18 protein-coding genes and 1 pseudogene are annotated in these 19,223 nt (G+C 60.2%); 1 reads left to right on the top strand and 18 read right to left on the bottom strand.

The window, feature by feature from the left end:
- Positions 1-41: 41 nt before the first annotated feature.
- The 3 genes and pseudogenes from C7477_RS11700 to C7477_RS11690 form a co-directional block, all read right to left on the bottom strand.
- On the bottom strand, positions 42-1,628 hold the full coding sequence (locus tag C7477_RS11700) for a peptide chain release factor 3 (protein ID WP_110752292.1): 1,587 nt from the start codon (positions 1,626-1,628) through the stop codon (positions 42-44).
- A 258-nt stretch (positions 1,629-1,886) separates the two neighbouring features.
- On the bottom strand, positions 1,887-2,393 hold the full coding sequence (locus tag C7477_RS11695; RefSeq protein ID WP_110752290.1) for a DUF6622 family protein: 507 nt from the start codon (positions 2,391-2,393) through the stop codon (positions 1,887-1,889).
- A gap of 176 nt (positions 2,394-2,569) precedes the next feature.
- A pseudogene (locus tag C7477_RS11690) lies at positions 2,570-3,100 on the bottom strand (HdeD family acid-resistance protein); the annotation flags it as partial.
- Between the two features lie 316 nt (positions 3,101-3,416).
- Between C7477_RS11690 and C7477_RS11685 the strand changes: the two are divergent.
- Positions 3,417-4,877 (top strand): phospholipase D-like domain-containing protein, encoded by a 1,461-nt coding sequence (locus tag C7477_RS11685; protein ID WP_110752288.1) that lies wholly within the window; start codon positions 3,417-3,419, stop codon positions 4,875-4,877.
- Here the strand turns inward: C7477_RS11685 and C7477_RS11680 are convergent.
- The 15 genes from C7477_RS11680 to C7477_RS11610 all read right to left on the bottom strand — a co-directional run bounded on the left by C7477_RS11680 (position 4,849) and on the right by C7477_RS11610 (position 18,958).
- Positions 4,849-5,736 carry an endonuclease/exonuclease/phosphatase family protein gene (locus C7477_RS11680; protein WP_110752442.1) on the bottom strand — a complete coding sequence of 296 codons (888 nt, stop codon included), beginning with the start codon at positions 5,734-5,736 and terminating at the stop codon, positions 4,849-4,851. The two genes, C7477_RS11685 and C7477_RS11680, sit on opposite strands and share 29 nt — an antisense overlap.
- A 90-nt stretch (positions 5,737-5,826) precedes the next feature.
- Positions 5,827-6,573, bottom strand: a complete 747-nt coding sequence (locus tag C7477_RS11675) for a sulfite exporter TauE/SafE family protein (RefSeq protein WP_110752286.1) — start codon at positions 6,571-6,573, stop codon at positions 5,827-5,829.
- A 95-nt stretch (positions 6,574-6,668) separates the two neighbouring features.
- The gene (locus tag C7477_RS11670; RefSeq protein ID WP_110752284.1) at positions 6,669-8,366 is read right to left on the bottom strand and encodes an FAD-dependent oxidoreductase; all 1,698 of its coding nucleotides are present in this window, start codon (positions 8,364-8,366) and stop codon (positions 6,669-6,671) included.
- A gap of 341 nt (positions 8,367-8,707) precedes the next feature.
- Positions 8,708-9,514 carry a DNA adenine methylase gene (locus C7477_RS11665; RefSeq protein WP_110752282.1) on the bottom strand — a complete coding sequence of 269 codons (807 nt, stop codon included), beginning with the start codon at positions 9,512-9,514 and terminating at the stop codon, positions 8,708-8,710.
- A gap of 133 nt (positions 9,515-9,647) precedes the next feature.
- The gene (locus tag C7477_RS11660) at positions 9,648-10,259 is read right to left on the bottom strand and encodes a hypothetical protein (RefSeq protein WP_110752280.1); all 612 of its coding nucleotides are present in this window, start codon (positions 10,257-10,259) and stop codon (positions 9,648-9,650) included.
- Positions 10,252-12,348: a phage tail-collar fiber domain-containing protein gene (locus C7477_RS18980; RefSeq protein ID WP_181418401.1), complete on the bottom strand. Its 2,097-nt coding sequence runs from the start codon at positions 12,346-12,348 to the stop codon at positions 10,252-10,254. Before C7477_RS18980 ends, C7477_RS11660 begins: the two co-directional genes overlap by 8 nt.
- 2 nt (positions 12,349-12,350) lie before the next feature.
- A complete protein-coding gene (locus C7477_RS11650; RefSeq protein ID WP_110752278.1) occupies positions 12,351-13,010 on the bottom strand; it encodes a phage tail protein I in 660 nt (219 codons plus the stop codon).
- On the bottom strand, positions 13,003-14,136 hold the full coding sequence (locus tag C7477_RS11645) for a baseplate J/gp47 family protein (RefSeq protein ID WP_110752276.1): 1,134 nt from the start codon (positions 14,134-14,136) through the stop codon (positions 13,003-13,005). Before C7477_RS11645 ends, C7477_RS11650 begins: the two co-directional genes overlap by 8 nt.
- Positions 14,129-14,536 carry a GPW/gp25 family protein gene (locus C7477_RS11640; RefSeq protein ID WP_110752274.1) on the bottom strand — a complete coding sequence of 136 codons (408 nt, stop codon included), beginning with the start codon at positions 14,534-14,536 and terminating at the stop codon, positions 14,129-14,131. Before C7477_RS11640 ends, C7477_RS11645 begins: the two co-directional genes overlap by 8 nt.
- A 111-nt stretch (positions 14,537-14,647) precedes the next feature.
- Positions 14,648-14,911, bottom strand: coding sequence for a PAAR domain-containing protein (locus C7477_RS11635; protein WP_110752272.1), 264 nt, complete (start codon positions 14,909-14,911; stop codon positions 14,648-14,650).
- Positions 14,911-15,312, bottom strand: coding sequence for a phage baseplate assembly protein V (locus tag C7477_RS11630; RefSeq protein ID WP_110752270.1), 402 nt, complete (start codon positions 15,310-15,312; stop codon positions 14,911-14,913). Before C7477_RS11630 ends, C7477_RS11635 begins: the two co-directional genes overlap by 1 nt.
- Positions 15,296-16,297 (bottom strand): phage late control D family protein, encoded by a 1,002-nt coding sequence (locus C7477_RS11625; protein ID WP_110752268.1) that lies wholly within the window; start codon positions 16,295-16,297, stop codon positions 15,296-15,298. Before C7477_RS11625 ends, C7477_RS11630 begins: the two co-directional genes overlap by 17 nt.
- Positions 16,297-16,569: a tail protein X gene (locus C7477_RS11620; RefSeq protein WP_110752266.1), complete on the bottom strand. Its 273-nt coding sequence runs from the start codon at positions 16,567-16,569 to the stop codon at positions 16,297-16,299. Before C7477_RS11620 ends, C7477_RS11625 begins: the two co-directional genes overlap by 1 nt.
- A complete protein-coding gene (locus C7477_RS11615; RefSeq protein WP_110752263.1) occupies positions 16,566-17,042 on the bottom strand; it encodes a phage tail protein in 477 nt (158 codons plus the stop codon). The genes C7477_RS11620 and C7477_RS11615 overlap by 4 nt, the downstream gene beginning before the upstream one ends.
- A complete protein-coding gene (locus C7477_RS11610) occupies positions 17,039-18,958 on the bottom strand; it encodes a tape measure protein (protein WP_110752261.1) in 1,920 nt (639 codons plus the stop codon). Before C7477_RS11610 ends, C7477_RS11615 begins: the two co-directional genes overlap by 4 nt.
- Positions 18,959-19,223: the final 265 nt, after the last annotated feature.

The following is a 19,223-nucleotide window of genomic DNA, read 5'->3' as shown; positions in this document are numbered from 1 at the left end:
GGGGTAGGATCGTCTAGCGATTCTATTAACCAGGCACGGCCCTAAGCCGCTTTCTCCCGCACCTGATAATCCTTGATCGTCGCAAAGCGGATCCCCTTCCAGCGTTCGGCCTCGTAGTTCAACGAGAAGCCGTTCTGCGCGAGATAGACCGGATCGTTGTCGAGATCGTGGGCGATATCGGCGCGGTGCGTCGCAATAAAGCGGGCGAGCTCCGCTGGGTCATCAGCCGAAATCCAGCGGCAGACCGAAAAGCGCGATTGCTCGAAGCCCACGGGGAGAGAATATTCCACCTTCAGCCGCTCGGTCAAAACATCGATCTGCAGTGCGCCGACGACGCCGACGATGGCCGGCGAGCCGTCATCGGGCAGGAACAATTGCACCACGCCTTCCTCGGCCATTTGCTGCAGCGCTTCCTTCAGCTTCTTCGCCTTCATCGCATCGTCGAGCCGAACGCGGCGGAGAATTTCCGGCGCGAAATTCGGCACGCCGCGGAACAATATGTCCTCGCCCTCGGTCAGCGTATCGCCGATGCGCAGCGTGCCATGGTTCGGTATGCCGACCACATCGCCTGCAAAGGCCTCGTCGGCGATCTGCCTCGTGCGGGCGAAAAAGAATTGCGGCGCCGAAAGGCTCATCGGCTTGCCGGTGCGCACCAGCTTGGCTTTCATCCCCCGCGCCAGCTTGCCCGAGCAGACGCGCAGGAAGGCGATGCGGTCGCGGTGGTTGGGGTCCATATTGGCCTGGATCTTGAATACGAAGCCGGTCATCCGCTCCTCCGTCGCCTCCACCCTGCGCGTGTCGGCATCCTGCGCGCGCGGGCTTGGCCCGAAATCGCAGAACGCTTCGATCAGGTCGCGCACACCGTAATTCTTCAACGCCGAACCGAAATAGACCGGCGTCATGTGGCCCTCGCGGAAGGCTTGGAGATCGAAAGGACGGCAGACGCCTTGCGCCAGCTCCAGCCCGTCGATCCACGCCTGACGCTCGTTTTCAGGCAGCAGCTTCGCCGCGTCCTCGGGGCCGTTGACCTTGACCGGCTGTTCCTCGGCGTCCTTCTGGCGCAGCGTATTGTTGTGGAGATCGTACGTCCCGGCAAAGCTCTTGCCGGAGCCGATCGGCCAGGTGATCGGCGCGGTGTCGAGCGCCAGCTTTTCCTCGATCTCGTCGAGGATTTCCAGCGGGTCGCGGGCCTCGCGATCCATCTTGTTGATGAAGGTGATGATCGGAATGTCGCGCATCCGGCAGACTTCGAAGAGCTTCAACGTGCGCGGCTCGATGCCCTTGGCCGCGTCGATGACCATGACCGCCGAGTCCACCGCCGTCAGCGTGCGATAGGTGTCGTCGGCGAAGTCCTCGTGGCCCGGCGTATCGAGCAGGTTGAAGACGCAATCCTTGTATTCGAACGTCATGACCGAGGTGACGACGGAGATGCCGCGCTCGCGCTCGATCTTCATCCAGTCCGAACGCGTCTGGATGCGGTCCTTCTTGGCCTTCACCTCGCCGGCCAGCTGGATCGCGCCGCCGAACAGCAGCAGCTTCTCCGTCAGCGTCGTCTTGCCGGCGTCCGGGTGGGCGATGATCGCGAAGGTGCGGCGTCTGGAAACGGGATGGTCGGCTGCGGCGGACATACTTGGCAAGCTCATTTTCGAAAGATCGGGAACTGCGGGCTTCTACCAGCCTAAGGGCCGCCCGTCGACCTGTTTTGATGGAGGGTGCCAAGCGCCCTCGTGGTTCGAGGCTCCCCTGACCCGGACCGTTCGACAAGCTCACGATCCGGGCCAGGGTCGCACCTCACCATGAGGGCTTCTGAAACCGCGGCCCCTTCACCCTCATGGTGAGGTGCGAGGGTAGCGAGCCTCGAACCACGAGGGTGAAGGCGTGTGCGGTTACGTAGTCTTCCCGCCGAACGCCTGATTAAGCTGGCGACCAGTCATGCCCCAGAACACGCCATCCACCGCGCCCGCAATGGCGCCGGAGAGCACATTATAGTCGGGGCTGGCGGCAAGGTCGGCATGATATGCCAGGGCGACGGAAAGCGCATATTTGCAGATGAAACCGATGAGGATCAAGATCAGCGTCACGGGCGTTCCGGGGCGATGGATGAGCCGGCTCGCCGGGTCGATCCATGCCGCATCCTGATGCGCGGCCAGAAGCCAGCCGATGGCGCCGCCGATGACGATCCCGCCCGCAAAGGCGACAAGGGCGAGGATGGGATGGTGCAGCACCGTTACAATGTCATAAAGCCCCCAGACGAGGAAAAGAATTGGCAGGAGAAGCATCCGCAGCCAGGTCATCTCCCTTGGCTGCAAGGCCTTGATGCCGCCATAGAGCAGGTAGGCTAAAAGAAACCACACCCAAATGGGGGTGTGGGCAATGATCGTGGCGAAGGACATGACGGCTCTCTCCGGATCGTAACGTCAGCACGTCTTTATTTCGATTTCGCCTTGGCGGCGGTCGTTCTCGCCCGTGAGGTGGCTGTTTTCGCTCTTGTCGCCGGTTTTGCTCGCGTGGTGGACCGGGAAGCAGTGGTCTTGACGGCGGCGGCGATTGGCGCAGGCGTGCCGTAACCCTTGAGGCCGAGGCCGAACGCGATGAACGACCAGCCCTGGAAGATCAGGTCTATGGCAAGGAACGCGCCGAGCACCCACAGGCTGTTGATCGGCCAGCCGAGCGCGATGATGAGGCCCGCAAGCGCGGTCAATACGCCCGTCGCCACGATCCAGCCCCAGCCCGTCGTGGTATGCCTGGTCTCGAAGCCGGTCCATATGCGAATGATGCCGACCGCGAGAAGCGCCGCTGCCAGCAGAAAGGTGAACACCGCCGAGGCGAGAAGCGGATTGAGGAAAGCGACGATGCCGGCGGCGGCATAGAGCAGCCCGCTGAGAAGCCAGAACAGGAAGCTCTTCCAGCCCTGCACGCCGAAGGCATGGACGATCTCGATGATGCCGCCCAGAAGCATCAGCAACCCGATGAAATAGACCGACGCCACCGTCGCGGCGATCATATTGCCGAGCGCGAGGCCGCCCAGCAGCAAGAGCAGGATGCCGATCCCGACGAACCATGACCATTTGCTGTGCAGCATTTGCTGAACATTGGCCATATCTGGGATGTTGGTATTGGGAATAGTTTTCACAATCTTCGCCATTGCAGTTCTCCAGGATGAATATGGTTAAGTTAATTTTCTTATACGCGCGTTTTACTAAGGAAATACTTCAAGTAATACTTTGGATTTCTATTGGCCGAAGGGGCCTATTTCTTCTGCGCTTTTGTTGATTGCTTCATCCATATTGCCGGGGTGCTCTTTCCAAAGTCTCCGGTTTCGCGGATAAAGCAGATCCCGAACCGAACGCCCGCGTCAGCAAAAGGTTGCAGGTTTTTGGATAAGATCATGCGTTCAAGAAAACAGTCGGGCTGTCATGCTTGAAGTCATTTCCACCCATTGGGCGCAAATCTTCGCCGTCGTCTCGGTTGTCATGGGGGCGGCCGCGGCCATCCATGCGACGATGACGAAGGAAGAGGTCCGCGCGGCGATCGGTTGGGTCGGCGTCATCGTTCTGTCGCCCATCATAGGCGCGCTGATCTACGCGGTCGCAGGTATCAACCGCATCCGCCGGTCGACGTTGACGCTGCAACGCGCCGGAATGCCCAAGGTCGAACGGTATCACCTCGCCGAATATGACGTGACCGGCAATACGATGGAGCGGCGTTTTGGTAACGCGCTAACCGCCATGAAGCGGCTCGGCGATCGCGTCAGCCGCTACAAGCTTACCTCCGGCAACAGCATTGCCGTTCTGGAGAGCGGCGACGACGCCTATGCCGCGATGCTCGCGGGCATGGAAGCGGCGCAACGCAGCATCCTCTTGGAAACCTATATCTTCGACAGGGATGTCGTCGGCATCCGATTTGCCGATGCGCTGGCGAAGGCCATCCGGCGAGGTGTCGAGGTTCGTGTGCTGATTGACGCCGTCGGCGCCCGCTATTCCATTCCCAGCATCGTCGGCTATTTGAAGCGGCGCGGCGTGCCGGTCGATGTGTTCAACGGTAACATCATCATGGGCCTTAGGCTGCCCTATGCCAATCTGCGCACCCACCGCAAGATATTGATCATCGATGGCGAGACCGCTTTTACCGGCGGCATGAACATCCGTGCCGGTTTCGCCGCCGCCATCGTGGGGAACGGCGTCTCGGGTGACACGCATTTCCGCGTCACCGGGCCCATCGTCACGGATCTGTTTCACACGGCGCTGGAGGATTGGCTTTTCACCACGGGCGAGCTGCTTTCAGGCCCCGCCTGGGCGGTCGTCTCGCCCAAGGCGCCTTTCGGCGCCGGCACCATGGCGCGCGTCGTGCCTTCCGGGCCGGATAAGAGCCTTGAAACCAATCACCGCATTATGATGGGCGCGTTCTCCGTCGCCAAGGATTATATCCGCATCATGTCGCCTTACTTCCTGCCCGACCGCGAGTTGATCACCGCGCTCGTCACCGCGGCGCGTCGCGGCGTCGTGGTAGATATCCTCGTGCCGGGCGTGAACAATCTGAAGCTTGTCGATCATGCGATGACGGCGCAGTTCGACCAACTGCTCAAGGATGGCTGCCGCATCTGGCGCGCGGCCGGCCATTTTGATCATTCCAAGCTGATGGTGGTGGATGGCCTCTGGGCCTATGTCGGCTCTTCCAATCTCGATCCGCGCTCGCTGCGGCTGAATTTCGAGGTGGATCTGGAAGTGTTCGACAAGCGTTTCGCGAGGAAGGTGGACACTCGCATCCGCGCCGCGATGAAAGGCGCCAAGCCGGTTATCCTGCAGGAATTGCGCGCCCGGCCGTTCCTTCGTCGACTGATGGAGCGTATCATATGGCTCGGCTCACCCTATCTGTAAGCGGTTCCCTCGTGGATAGAAGCGCCGCCTCCAGATCGATATGCGCCTTGATCGGCAAATGATCGGAGGCGATGCGCGCCAGCGGCGTGTTGTGCACTTCCAGCATTGTCACCAGATCGTGCGGATGGCCGAGCACCCGGTCGAGCGCCAGCACCGGAAAGCGCGAGGGGAAGCTGGGCACCGCGCCTGATGACGGGTCGAAAATGGGAAGCAGCGAGGCGAGCGAGGAGCGCTTGCCGACGCGCCATTCGTTGAGATCGCCGATAAGCAGGGTAGGGCGCGCCTCCTCCGCCTCGAAAGCGGCCATGATCGCCTCCGCCTGCTGCTCGCGCGAGCGCCTGAGCAGCCCCAGATGCGCCGCGATGATCCTCAGATGGCCGATGGCAAAATCGATATCCGCCACCAGCGCGCCGCGGGGCTCGACGCCGGGCAGCTTGAGCTGGCGAACGCGAAGCACCGTGCCCCTGCGCAGCAAAATCAGATTGCCATGCCAGCCATGGCCGGTGGGCGACATGGCGTCGATCGGCACGGGCACAAGCCCGCTTGTCCGCTCCAGCCAATCGAGATCGAGCAGTCCCGAGCGGCGCCCGAAGCGCTTGTCCGCTTCCTGAATGGCGATCACATCCGCATCGATTTCAGCAATGACCTGCGCGGTGCGTTCAGGATCGAATTTCTTGTCCACGCCGATGCATTTATGCACGTTGTAGGAGGCGATAACCGTATCTCCCGCCCCTCTGTTGGCGGAATGCGGCCTGTGGCCAGGCCGGTTGCGGATGACCCTGAGAATGTCTGCGGAGAGCTTCCTGTCTTTCGGCTTTCTTCGCACTAACGCCTGCCTTTCGTGTCTGCCGGACGGCATTTCGCCCGCCGGCAACCGGGAATAGCACCGTAAGATAGTCATTGCCGGTCGGATGGCGCAAGTTTCGCGGCGTTGGAAGTGTGAAGTTCCTTAAAATATCCGGATGGCCGAGGTGGCGATGATGATGAGCGCAACCGCCACCATCAGCGGGCGTACCGGCACGCGCTTGACCACATAAGCGCCGATGGGCGCGGCGAGGACGCCGCCGATGATCAGCCCTATGGCCGCGTGCAATTCGGACCAGCCGAGCGTCAGCACGAAGGTGACGGAGATCGACACCGTCACCAGGAATTCGGTCAGGTTGGTGGAGCCGATCACCTTTTTCGGATCATGGCCGCGCCCGACGAGCGATGTCGTGACAATCGGCCCCCAACCGCCACCGCCCGCCGCATCGAGAAGGCCGCCGCAAAAGCCCACATAAGGGATGATCCAGTCGCGCACATCGCGCGGCCAGAGCGGGCGCAAGGCCTTGAACAGGATATAGAGCCCGACGGCCACCAGATAGGCCGAGACGAACGGCTCGATCGCCTTGCCGTCGATTTGGGTGAGGACATAGGCGCCGATGATGCCGCCCGCGATCCCCGCAGGCGCCAGCCGCGCGACGAAATGCCAGTTCACATTGCGATGATAAGCATGGGAAGCGCCCGACGCGGCGGTGGTGAACATTTCCGCCACATGCGTCATCGCACTCGCCGTCGCCGGCGGCATCCCGATGGCAAGAAGGCTGGTTGTGGACAGCACGCCGAACGCCATGCCGAGCGCGCCATCAACGATCTGCGCGCAAAAGCCGATGAGAACGAATAGGAAGAAATCGTATGAGAAAAAATCGAACGACATGGAGCCCCTCAGCCGGTGAAACGGTCCGGCACAACGCCCCGCTTCGGTGAAAGGTTCCGTAATGAAAAGGCGCCTATTTTATCCCGGCAGCGTTTCTAATCAGTCAAGCCTGCATATATAGAGGCAAGCTTCCTCCTGATTTTCTTGTAATAGCGGGCGACGGTGCTATCCGGATGGAGTACCTGGCCCGCCGTGACCAGTTCGGGTTCGAGCGCGTCGTAGCGTACATCCTGAACGTCGCTGTTAGACCGGAGCGCCAGGCTTGCAGCGGTGCCGGCAGACTCTCCCAGAATCATGAAGACCGGTTCCATGCGAATTGAGCCATAGGCAATGTGCGATGCGGAGATCGCCGCAGGCACCAGAAGGTTGCGCGCCTCGTTCCGGCGGGGCACCAGCGAGAGGTAGCTGATCTCATAATCGCGGCCCGGGCTCACTTCGATATTGCCTTCGTTGCGAGCAAAGCCGCGGGCGTCGACATAGCGTCGCACATTGTGCGAATCCATGTTGTACGAGCCGAGCCCGACCGATTGCGGCGTCGGCTCCAGCCCGCGAAGGTGTTTCTCCGCCATCACGAAATCGGAGACCATCCTGCGCGCTTCGCGCATGTAGATCTCCCGTGGCCAGTGGCCGTTATCCTTGAATTCGTCGCCGCACAGCCCCCACGGCGCCATCGCGGCGCGCACGTCGGCGGGAACGCGGGGGTCGTTCTGCATGAACCACAACAGCCCCTGCTGATAGTCGCGATGTTCCGCGACGATGCGCTCGCGCTCGGCATAGGAGCCCGTCGGATAGCCATAATTCATGCCGATATTATCGAAGGAGAAGGCGCCGAAATTGTTGGTATCGGTCTTGCCGTTCGGAATGGCGTCGTATTTGGTAAAGGGGTCGCGCCAGCCGGTGTCGTAATAGCGGGCAAGCAGCTCGTATTGAAGCGGATCGTAGTTGGCGGGCTTCGGAAACGGCGCCCGGATGTCTGGCCGCTTCGTCATGCACAGGCGATAGGTATAGGCCTGGATGCGCTTGTCTCCCGCGCCCTCCACGCCGGCGGGACCGGGCTCGATCCGCGGCAGCAGCCCGCTCTCGGGCTTTCCGGGAACGATATACGGATCCACGTCTGCGGTAAAATTGTGCGAGACCGAATTGAGCGGCTGGTTGCCGTTGAGCGTTTCGCCATATTGGGCATTGGCTTCGCGGCCTGTCGTGAAGGACACGCCTGCCATCGCCATTAGGTCGCCTTCGTAGCTGGCGTCGATGAACATGTCGCCCGTGATCTTTCGGCCGTCTTCCGCGACCATTTCCCGGACTTTGCCATCCTGCGAGACGACACCGCCCTGGTCGAGCCGAAGCTTGAAATTATAGATCGGCACGATGCCGTGCTGGTCGAGCCAGCGCTGATAGATCGCCTCTGCGACATGTGGCTCGAACACCCATTGCGTGCCGGGAACGTCGTTGGGTGAGCCGGGGTGGGCCTGCGCCGCGGGGATGTCGGTAATACCCCGTTCGGCATAATAGGATTTGACGTCCTTATAGAACTGCAACGCAAGGCCGCCAATCGCATGATGATTGCCCGCATCGGCATAGCCGAGCCCGTTGGTGCTCAAGCCGCCGATCCAGCCGTCGCGGCAGGCAAGCGCGACATCATGCTCGCGCCGCTTCGCCGCGATTGCGGCAGTGATCCCCGCCGGCGTGCACCCGTAGATGACGATCTGCGCGCGCAGATCGGATGCAGGCGCGGCATGAGAGACGGACGACGACAGCAGCGCGGCGCTGAGCAACTTTGCGGTTCGATACATACGATTTCCCCAATTTGGCTCAGCTAACACCAGCTTTTGTTGCAGTGCAACATGGGTGCTTGAGATTTCCTTACTCTTTTAATATATTAGCTTTCGCTTGTTTTCTCTGCGCCTCAATACTTGTCTCCTGCATATAGTCTTGGAATGCCAAGCGTGTTCCACATCATCTGCGCAATGCGGGAGGAAAGGTACGTATTTGCGCCGTTGTCGTGAATGGATAGGTTGAGGCATGGATTCCTGTGACAAGCACAGGAATGACGGTGTGGCGCGGCGCGACCTTTGGCACAAATCGGCGTTAGCTTTGGCACAAAAAACCAAAAACGCTAACGCCGATCATCGGATCATCCGTTACTGATGATCAATTCCCGCACCGCTTTCCCCCGGCCGCCACTGGCAGTGTAGGTCAGCGACACGTCCTCGATGTCGAAGGCGGAGAAGATCGAGCGAATGTCCGGCACGTCGTTGATGGAGAGCAGGAAGCGGCCCTTGATGCGGGCGAGACGCCCGGCCATTACCTCGTACTGGTCCCGGCTGAACAGTTCCTTGCCGTAATAATCCTCAGATCCCCAATAGGGCGGATCGAGGTAGAACAGCGTTTCTGGCTGATCGTAGCGGTCGATAAAGTCTAGCCAGTCGAGGTTTTCAATCACTACGCCCGTAAGCCGTTCGTGGATATCATCTAAGATGGGTGCGAGGCGCGTGAGATTGAAACGGGCTGAGCCAGCGCGCTGGACGCCAAAAGTCCGGCCGGCCACTTTTCCGCCGAAGGTCAGACGCTGAAGATACAGGAACCGAGCCGCTCGCTCGAGATCAGTCAGAGTGACCGGATTGCTCGCCTTGAGCCGCTCGAACTCGCGGCGGCTCGTGATCTGGAATTTCAGCATGTCCATGAAGTATGGATAGTGCCGCTGCAAAATGCGGAACAGGTTGACCACATCGCCGGAGCGGTCGTTGATCACCTCGGTACGTGGGGCAGATGACCGTTTAAAGAACACGCCGCCCATGCCGACAAAAGGCTCCGCATAAAGCGAATGGGGCACCGCTGCGATGCACTCGCAGATGCGGCGCGAGAGCTGGCGCTTGCCGCCAATGTAAGCAGCGGGCGGCGAAACCGGATCGACGGCGATGTGGTTAGGCTGGAAGGTCATATACTCATACTCAAGAATCGGTCACAAGCCGCTTGCCCGAAAGGGCGCGGACGCGACGGTTATCTACCCCTGCTGTCGGGCGGGTCTTCTTGCCGGATACCCCGCCGCCACGAATTGACGTGGCCGTCCTTGACTAGCGCGCCACCTCTTGCGGCGTGGGCCATTTGATTCCATCCAGTACTGCCTGCGCGGCCTCGACGCTCTCCGCCGCGCCGACTGCCGCTTTTGCGGCGAGCCGAACGGTGCGGATAGCGGAGCCTATCATCTGCCATTGCGTGTGCATCGCAGCCACGGTCGTTGCCACCTCCGCAAGCGTATCGCCATCAATGCCGATCGACGCCTCCAGCATCGGGTATGCGCCCGGTTCGGGCTCATATTTCGGATCGGCCTCAAGCGCGGCCAGATAAGCGATCGCCTCGGTTGCCGCCTGCTGATACTCCATTGCCTGCCCTTCGCCGGGCGTGATGTATTTTTTCCGCTCACGCTCCGCCGCCTGATCGACCGCAGCCTTATGCCCGGCCTTGGCCTCCGCAAGCCCGACATAGAGGCCAAAGGGCGTCAGGACAGCCTGCAAGGCCGCATCGGTTTGCTGTCCGGCATCATCCAGCGGCCACGGCGTCGGCTGGCGCGCGTCATTGCGCCATCCGAGGTATTCCTCATCGTCGGCGTCAACAATCGCTTGCCGGGCCGAAGAAAAGACGCGTCCATCATCAGCGCGCCAATACCAGTCATAGGGATCATACATATTGGCCTCCTGTCGAGGTGGCGCCATCACCGACGCCGGGGAAGAAATTGGGGCCGCCGCCCACCGTGTCGATCAAACCATTCATAATCACGCGATAACGCGCGCCTGCGGCGAGGTTCTCTCGGTTAACGAAAGTGACTGGATTGGAAGGAGAGGCGACAATTACACCGCCATTATCAGCCTGGGCGGCGGCGCTGCCGAGGGGGACCACGCCTACCAGCGTTTGTGTGCCTGCAATACTAATCCGCCCGCCGACATTGGCGCGGTACATGAACCTGGAACTGCTGGTGAAGCGATGATTGGAGACGTTGATCACACCGCCGCCATAGGCCTGCAGGGATGCCCCATCGATAGCGCCGGTCTCACAGCGATCAACGTTAAGCGTGGACTGCCCGTAGGAAATAAAGCCACTGCGCTCCGTGCCGGATTGAATCATCTGCGCTCGCACACCGGAAACCGATACGACATTCGATCCATAAACCGAGAAGGTATCCGCGCCGGCGCCACCATTGATCACAACGTTGCCAGGTGTAGCGACATCGCCGATAATGGACAGGGTCGGCCCGACCCTCTCGGGTATCCTGACGCGTCCGTAGGTAGCGGCAGCGACACGGATGGTCACCGTGTAGGGACCAGGGCCATACGCGAATGCCTGGTCTACCGCCCCCTGAATGGAGGCGATCGCGTGGGCGGCGTCATTGGCGGAGCCATCGTTTGCATCATTACCGATCGCGGCATTGACATGGAGCGTGATGGGCCGGCGCAATTGGGGAGTGGATAGCGCGCTTAAAACCCGGAACTTGGCTCCATCATAAATGAAGTCGTAAATGCCGCCCGCCACGATATCGCTGTCGTAGAGGGTCGACCCGTCAAGCCGCACAAGCTCCTTGTCCGGTAAACCGGAAACCGCCATCACCGATTTACCGGTGCTGGAGTTCTTGGCTTTAACGCGTAGTCCGAGGCCCGCGGTTAACGCCGTGAGGGCAGGCGTCGGGCTCACGACCACCCGGTTAACATCCGGGCTTGCGTCCTCGACATATACCCACCTGCCTGACTGTACATCCTGGGCAATTTTTTCGACATATGCGCCACCGATGCGCTCAAACACCCGTCCATCCGGCAGGCTGACGCCATGGCCGTCGCGAGGCGCAATAAACGTCCAATCCGTGCCCGACCATTCCGCGAGCTTCCCGGCCTGTCCCGCCCATTTACCGATACTCCCCGCTGGGATCAGATAAATGTCCCCCGCTGCTGGCGCCGCAGGCGGAGCGGTCAGCGTAACGCTCTGCACGGAGAGCCAAGGCAGACTATTGAGCCGCTCCACCGGTGTCTTCCGGGAGGTCACCCATTCGCGGCTGGCGAGCCACTCGATATAAGTGCCGGCCACGCGCAAAAAGACGCGCCCATCCGGCAGGCCTATACCGTGACCGTCCTTCGGAACAAAGATATTCCAGGCCGCGCCGGTCCACTCCGCGACACCGCCAGCCTTCCCAGCCCATGCCCCCGTCGCGCCGTTGGGGATGACGTAGGTATCCCACGCGGCAGCATTTGCGGGCGGCGCGGTGACGGTCATGGATTTTACCGGCACCCACGGCGTGAGGGAGAGCTGCGCCACAGGCACTTTGCGCTTCTCGACGAAATCCCGGCTCGCCAGCAAGACTGACGGATCGACCAGCATCGTGACGTTGGCTGTCTCGCCTATGATGATCTGGAATTCGTAGCGGATATCTTCAAGCTGCCCTTCAAGCGCGGTTGACTTATATTGCGAGACGGGCTTCGCCACCGCGATCATGTCGCCGGCACGGTCAAAAATGCCGAACTCACGCATCCACCAACCACCGACATTGGTCGGAATGATCGCGGTCACCAGTACCGCAGATGGGTTGAGCGGGTCGATTTCAACGCTTTCAACCTGCGTCCGCCAGACCTCGCGCACCAATGCCGTGCTAGCGGCGGTCGGGTTGACCTCTGCACCGTTGCCATCGCCAATCGCGAAATGCGTGATCGTCACCTCTTCGCCGCCGGCTGCGCTGAGCGCCAGCTTGTTACGGCCTACATTCGTAACGATGGAAAAGTAGTTTTGCGCCATGGTCAGACCTTTGCGTTGATGCGGATGTCACGGACGACGCGCGCGCCTGTCCCTGCGTAGGAAGGTGTAGAGAAGCTTTCATCGCCGAGCTGCGGCGCGTTGATACGCACCGTGCGGCCACGTCGCGAGGCAGCGCCAGCGTAGACGTTAGAAAGGCCGCGCAGGCCGTACTGGATGGCAATGTCCTGGCTGTGGCGTTTGGTGGCGGCGATGATGCGGGCGGCGGCGCGCTGATTGGCGAGATCGAGCGGCGCATGGCCGTCGATCACCGTGTCGGAGAGGAAAAGCACAACCCTGTGTGTATCGTGATGCGCCTTGGGCGTCTCTTCCCACCATTGCGTCCAGCGGGCGGATACGCCTATGGCCTCTAACGCCAGCTTGACGCCACGCACCGTGCCGGTGCGGGCATGGATTTCAGGCGCATGGGCGATCAGCGATCGCACCAAATCCTCGCGCATATTGGGCGAAACGAATTCGGATAGACCGGCCTCGACGATCATGATCGGCAACAGCGATGACTGGACTGTCCATGGGTCCTGGATCATGAGGGCGGATGGCCTGAAATCAGCCAGCAATGCGCCCAAGGCGCTGATGAAATCCCGCGAACGGCGGTCATTGACGCCGGGCGGAACAAGCTCAAGCGGGATGAACGGGTCAGACATTCGCCTTGACCTCAAGTTTGACGATTAGCTCATCGAGCCCGGCATAATGGGTTTTCGGCAGATCGGTGAAATCCAGCCCGCCGATGGCGACATCGGTCACGCCGGGAATCGTCTTGACGGCGGCGATGATGGCCGATGGCGCAATCTGTGCGCCAAGCTCCTGCGTCCATGGGAAAAAGGCCGTTTCCGCCGCCGCGCGGGCAGTGGCATCCAGTCCGGCAACCGCTTCGAGCGAACGCACGATCAGGGTGAAGCGAAATCCAATACGGACGGGATCATGCACCGTCACGTCATCGCCCATGGGGCGCAATGTGTCGGGGTCGAGATAGGCGAGGATGGCATCCTTCAGTGCCTGACTGGGCTGGCCTGTTCTGGTGAGCGGATAGATATTGATAAAGCCCGGCTCCGGCCTGACCGGCTCGACATCCACAATCTCCGGATCGACAGCCATGACATGCTCGCGATAGCCATTACGCGGGCCGGTCTTGGCGATGGTATAGAGCGCATTGACCACCCGAAGACGAAAGCGCTCGAGATCCTCGTCATCCGTGCCGCCCTCGACGATCGACACGTTGCGGACGCTGGTGACATAGGCAATCGGATCGAGCAGGTCGGCCACGGCGCCAACGCCGAGGCCGTTAAAGGCAGCGCCGGGCGTCTCGGCCGTGCCGCGCACCGTGGCCGCCAGCATCCCGGCCGGGATGATCAGGTCGGCGTCGGTGGCGAAGATGACAGCGGAACCGGACGCGACACGAGTGCCGCGCGGGATCACCACATCGACCAGCCGCACCTGATTAAGCTCGAACCGCAGCTCCGTTTTGGCCCGCTGCGCCAGAAGCCGAAAGGTCGAAACATTCGAGCCGCGATTTTCAAGGTGGACGCCCTCGGCAAACACTGCGGTGTTTTGCTCGGTCGCGGTCTGCGCCGCCTCGTTCAATATCGAAAGCGAATAGGCAGCGGTTTCGATCAAGAACATTTCGGTCTGCGCCGGATAGAGCGTGCGACCGGAAACGCGCTCGAACTCCTGCTTGAACAGCGCCTTCAGCTTGGCTGGATCGCGCTCGAAAAACTGCGGCGCGCCATTGGCCCGCAGTTGCTCAATCGTCCTTTTGACGGGATCAGGCACGATATTGGACCTCCGTCATGTACTGATCGGCAAGCACCCCCTCGACCGGTCGCCAGAAAACCCGTGTCTTGAAATGGGAAAACTGTGCCAATAGCACGTCAACCTTCTCGACCACGACGCGCGGCTCCCAGATGGTGATGGCGTCCCAGATTTCGCGGGTAAGCAACGGAATGCCGATGTCCGGATGCTTGTCGATCGCGCCATCGATGTCGCAGCCCTTTTCCGGCTCGGTCGGCACGGAGCGCTTCGGCGTCATGATCAGGTTGGAAATAGACTGATGCAGATCGTCGATGGCGGTGACGATCGCGCCATAGGTATCAGCGGCAATACCCGTTTCCGGGTCGATGCGGCTGACCTTGAGCGACCAATGGCGATGGCGAATTTTGTCTTTGTCGATCATGCCGCCAAACTATCGGACGGCACATAAAAAATGACCGGAACTGGGTTCCGGTCAATCCTTCAGATGGCAACCGAGGCTAGCCGGAAAAGCCGGTCAAGGCAAGCCAGCCCCTTAGTCGCAATCCCACTTGGATGCGCCGGATATCATGACCGCACCACATCCGCATGCATCCCCATCGCGCGCTATCGGCTCGCCCTCGCAGCGGTATTTCCCCGATCCGGATATAATAGGCGTCACGCCATGACCCGGAATGGGGCATGAATGAAGATCGCCTTTTCGGGCAATCAACGAGCCTTCGCACTGCCATTTCGAAGCGGACGAGATCACCACGCCGCCATGAGAAGAAATATCACCAAGACGCACGATCCGGGGCATTATTTCAGATGTCCGCTTGCGCCGGTGATAGTGACTTCGCCGGATACGTTGATCGTGATTGCGCCACTGGCGCGGTCGATGTGGATCGATCCGCCCGGAAAGGTCACGCCGAGATCGTCATTGCCATCGAAAGGCGGTGCATCCTTGTCATTATACTTGGAGCCGATAATGCAACCGTCTTCTCCCTTCATATCGACGGCGCACCACACTTCGTCATCCACATCCGGCATCATGAAACTCTTCGTGGTTCCCGAAGACCGCGCCAGCACATCAACCCAGAAAGAAACGGTGTCATCTTCGTCCTGAAACTGCACCTTCACGCGCATCTTTTTGGGATCGCGATCGACCACGATCCCACGCTTGTTAGAACTGTTCTGCTGGAAATCATTTTGCGCGCGCATCGAGCAACTCCGCGTCCGTAGTGTAACCGCTCCGGCTCATATTGTGGGTTGAACTGTCAATCAGATAGATACCGGCATATTTCCCGAAATCCGCCATATCGACGGTGACGCCTGCCAACGCCCGGACATCCCCCACCAGCGAGATCGAGCCGGAGCGGCTTTTCCGATTCTTGTAATGCAGGCGAGACCTTGCCAGCGCCTTGGCATTGGCCGGGCTTTCTGTCCGCTCCCCGGAAATCTTGAGCGTGTCGCCGGTCTTGACCTGGGCGTCCTTTTCCTCGGCCTTTATCGGCTCTTTTTTGTTGGCGTCGAGATAACTGACGCTTGCTTTCGAATAGGTTTCGGCCGTCTGGAATTTGAGACTGTAGCTCAGCAGCGTGGTGCCGATCATGGTATGGTTGATGACGAGCGCGGCGGCGCGGCCGTCGATCGAGCGGAACGAGGTGAAAATCGCCCGCTTGCCCTTCACCGTAAAATAATGGCCCGTATCTTCGGCAAGGCGCGTTAGAAATTCCAGATCACGTTCCCGGCGCTGGGACACGCGCTCGAAATTGATGTTCTCGATATCGCCTTCGACTGAAAGACCATTTTCGCCGGCCACCTTGCTGACGATCGCGCGCAAAGGCTGTTTTTCGAAGGCGCGGGTTTTCTCGGTTCGCAGTGGCTTGCTGATCGGCGCGGCGATGCCGCGCATGGTCATGGTATCGCCGCTGCTATCACCGGACGCTTCTGGCTCGTCCATCTCGAATTCACCGCAGGGCAGCACACCGCCGAGGCCATCGAAGATCGTCAGGGACATGGTGTCGCCCGGTTCCGGGCACCATTCCCCTTTCCATTTGCCGTCCTTATCCTGTACCGTGACGCTGATCTCGTCCATCTCGCCATGGTGCTTGTCGGTGTAGCTGACAGAAGTGGTCTCGGGATCCAGTTCCGACGAAATATCGACACCCTGATAGATGAGCTGGAAATAGGGCTTCGTCGCCATCACCGCCCTCCATAAACGGGATTGTCCCGTTTCCACGGCGGCAGCAGGTCGGTGTTGGTAGCCTCTTCCACGATCACCGGGATTTTCAGCGTGATGCCATAGGGCAAAACAAGCGGTGGGACTGACAGGTCATCGAGAAACAGGTGCCGGTTCGCCTCGATCAGGACGGTCTGCTTGTACTGGTCGCCATAATAACGATAGGCCAGCAAATCCCAGCGGTCGCCGGTCTGGGTGACATGCTCGAAATAGTCGCCGGTGAGCTTCGCCGTCATTTTTTCACCTGCGGATTTTGCGCCGCGCCCTTGGAAACGGCAGGCGCGCGGGATTTTGCGAGGGAGGTGATGAGCGAGAACAGCCCGCCCGCAATCGGGTCTTCCAACAACGAAATCGACGCCTCAATGCGCACCGGCGACCCGCCCCGATCCGTTTTGGCCACGGTCACAGACAGGCTTTCAACCACGTAGCGCTTCCCGTTAAAAACGCCGTTTCCGAGGACCAGCGGAAGCGGTGATTTTAACGCGAAGGCCGCTTCCAGCTTCGCCAGCTCCTCGCCCGGATCGCAGAACTCTTCTGAAAAGAAGAAATCGAAGGATTGTGTGTCCAGTTCCTCGCCGATCTCCTGCAGCACGGGCTTGCCGCGTGTCGGCGCGTGCTGTGCGAACGTCGCCGCGCGTTCATAAGAATGCGCCGTCGGGCCGGTCAGCGGCGCAATGCCCAAGGGAATGGAGCCGAGCAGATAGATCACGCCTTTTTCCTATCGTTTTTCCGGCGCTCTTCCTCGACAAGCTTGGCGATGTGGCGAGCATGAGCATCCAGTTCTTTCCGGAAAGTCGCCTCGGCGCTCTTCGCATCGCCGGAGAGTTGCAGGGTCGGCTTGTACTCGATATGGACGCCGCCGCCCGTCTGCCCTGATGCGATGGAGGCCGACTGGCTGCGCGCTGCCACCTCAGCCCGCACCGCCGCGCCGGCAACGGGCTGCGCCGAGACCGGAATACTCGTTCCAGAAATGCTTGCTGCCGCCATGGTTGCCGCTGCAGCGCCGCGCATTGCCTTCACCATCGGCGCGGGACGGATGGACGAGGCGATGGTTTCCCCAAATTTGAGCCGGTGGATATCGGAGAGCGGGCCGACCTTGGCCGGTGAGGATGGCAGATGGTCACGCACCGCCTGAGCCATCTTCTGGATTTCGGCGATGACCACCACCGCGCGAGCGCGGATGCCCGCCGCCATCGTATCCATCAGCGCCGCGCCCTGATTATAAAGGCTGACGCCGGCCAGATAGGATTGCGCCTGTTGCACCGAGTTGGTGACCGCCTGTTTGATACGCCCGGCTTCGGCATCGAGGCGCGCAAGCTGTCCCATCGCGCCGGTGGTGTCGGTCGCTGCCACAGCTTGCATATCCGCTTTGAGCGCAGCCGTGGCGGCCTGCGCCGCCTGGATCGTCGCCGGGTCCATCACATCGACCTTTGCGCTTGCCCCGAAGGAAAAGGCGGACCTGACCCGCGACCAGGCGCTGCCGAGGCGGGATGAAAGGCCTTCTATCGCGGCCATGGCCTTGTCGCCCATTCCGCCGATCCAGCCCGCTATATCCGGCATCTCGGGCAGATCGAGCGGCTTTATCTCCGGCCACGAAAACGAAGGCAGGAAATCGGACCATTCGAAACTCGCGATATACTGTGCCCAATCAATCGTGCCGGTAATGATGCCAGACCATGAAAAGCCGGGAACAAAATCCAGCCAGCGCAGCGGCGATAACCACGAAAGCCAGTCGAGCGCCGTGAGCACATTGTCCCATGTCAGCGGTGGCAGGGAAGCCCATGCATCAGAAATGACGGTCGAGATCGAGGACCATGCTGACGACAATGCCGCGACCGGATCGAACCCAAGCCATTCCTTGATCGACGCCCAAGCGGCCTTGGCGCCGGCAGAAATCGAGTTCCAGATATTGACGAAGAATGCGACGATACTGTCCCAATTGGCATATATGAGATAGGCAGCTGCCGCGATTGCGATGGCTATGGCGGCAATGATCAGAACAATCGGATTGGCCATCAGCGCGGTTGTGAGCATCGTCAGCCCAAGGGCGATCTGGACAAGGCCCGCAGCAGTTGAAATCAGCATCGGCGCGAAGGCCATGCCGGCAAGGATTACTCCAAGGCGCTCCCATCCGCCCACATAGTCGGCGGCGATTTTGAGATACCCGCCGAGCTTTTGCAGGACGCTGAATACATTGGTGGCAAAATTCCACGCGCTTTCCAGCACAAACTGGATTTTCTGCCCGATAGAGGCCGCCCACCTGTCAAGCTCACCGCTCTGTTTCAGTTGATTGATGGTATCCAATACCATCTTCAGCTTTTCCTTCATCCAGTCGAACAGGCCGGCGCTCATGATGGCTAACTGAAACTGGGTCCAGATGTCGGCTACGTTGGAAATCATGCCGCCCCATGTGCTGGACAGCTTTTCCATTGCTCCGCCGTATTTCTCGTTGAAAATTTCCATCAGCTTGGCCTGAATACCGATGCGATCTGTCGCCTCGACGGAGGCCTCCATCATCTTTCCGGTCGAGTCTGTATAGTGATACGTAATCATGCCGGCTTCTTTGGAAGCTGTGATGCCCAGCTCTTTGAGGCGCTCGTTCTCACCAGTCACAGCGTCTTTCATAGCTTCGACCGCTTGTATGACAGGAATTCCCATCGCGGCGGCACTATCGCCCAAGTCCCGCATTAAGCCGTTTGTTGGATCGAGCCCCATCGTTCGCAGAGCAACAAAACTCCGCATAACCTGATCCAACTCGTATGGTGTCTTGGCCGCAAAATCCGTCACCCAGGCCATGAACTGACCCCGTAAAGTTGGACAGTTTAAAGGCTGGGACGATTTAAGGGCTGGGTCCTGTATTGTACAGGGCTCAGCCCTTTGAGTTTCATTT

The sequence above is a fragment of the Paramesorhizobium leguminum genome, from assembly GCF_003217235.1.
GTDB classification, from domain to species: Bacteria; Pseudomonadota; Alphaproteobacteria; order Rhizobiales; family Rhizobiaceae; genus Paramesorhizobium; species Paramesorhizobium leguminum.
Note: the sequence above shows the minus strand (reverse complement) of the source record. Positions and strands in the feature narration are given on the sequence as shown.

What these genes read in the sequence shown, in the direction of transcription:
- C7477_RS11670 (WP_110752284.1), bottom strand. Translation starts at nt 8,366, where the DNA reads ATGTATCGAACCGCAAAGTTGCTCAGCGCCGCGCTGCTGTCGTCGTCC.
- C7477_RS11660 (WP_110752280.1), bottom strand. Translation starts at nt 10,259, where the DNA reads ATGTATGATCCCTATGACTGGTATTGGCGCGCTGATGATGGACGCGTC.
- C7477_RS11620 (WP_110752266.1), bottom strand. Translation starts at nt 16,569, where the DNA reads ATGACGGCGAAGCTCACCGGCGACTATTTCGAGCATGTCACCCAGACC.
- C7477_RS11640 (WP_110752274.1), bottom strand. Translation starts at nt 14,536, where the DNA reads ATGATCGACAAAGACAAAATTCGCCATCGCCATTGGTCGCTCAAGGTC.
- C7477_RS11665 (WP_110752282.1), bottom strand. Translation starts at nt 9,514, where the DNA reads ATGACCTTCCAGCCTAACCACATCGCCGTCGATCCGGTTTCGCCGCCC.
- C7477_RS11630 (WP_110752270.1), bottom strand. Translation starts at nt 15,312, where the DNA reads ATGCGCGCGCAAAATGATTTCCAGCAGAACAGTTCTAACAAGCGTGGG.
- C7477_RS11700 (WP_110752292.1), bottom strand. Translation starts at nt 1,628, where the DNA reads ATGTCCGCCGCAGCCGACCATCCCGTTTCCAGACGCCGCACCTTCGCG.
- C7477_RS11610 (WP_110752261.1), bottom strand. Translation starts at nt 18,958, where the DNA reads ATGAAAGACGCTGTGACTGGTGAGAACGAGCGCCTCAAAGAGCTGGGC.
- C7477_RS18980 (WP_181418401.1), bottom strand. Translation starts at nt 12,348, where the DNA reads ATGGCGCAAAACTACTTTTCCATCGTTACGAATGTAGGCCGTAACAAG.
- C7477_RS11635 (WP_110752272.1), bottom strand. Translation starts at nt 14,911, where the DNA reads ATGCCCCGGATCGTGCGTCTTGGTGATATTTCTTCTCATGGCGGCGTG.
- C7477_RS11650 (WP_110752278.1), bottom strand. Translation starts at nt 13,010, where the DNA reads ATGTCTGACCCGTTCATCCCGCTTGAGCTTGTTCCGCCCGGCGTCAAT.
- C7477_RS11680 (WP_110752442.1), bottom strand. Translation starts at nt 5,736, where the DNA reads ATGCCGTCCGGCAGACACGAAAGGCAGGCGTTAGTGCGAAGAAAGCCG.
- C7477_RS11695 (WP_110752290.1), bottom strand. Translation starts at nt 2,393, where the DNA reads ATGTCCTTCGCCACGATCATTGCCCACACCCCCATTTGGGTGTGGTTT.
- C7477_RS11675 (WP_110752286.1), bottom strand. Translation starts at nt 6,573, where the DNA reads ATGTCGTTCGATTTTTTCTCATACGATTTCTTCCTATTCGTTCTCATC.
- C7477_RS11625 (WP_110752268.1), bottom strand. Translation starts at nt 16,297, where the DNA reads ATGGCGACGAAGCCCTATTTCCAGCTCATCTATCAGGGTGTCGATATT.
- C7477_RS11685 (WP_110752288.1), top strand. Translation starts at nt 3,417, where the DNA reads ATGCTTGAAGTCATTTCCACCCATTGGGCGCAAATCTTCGCCGTCGTC.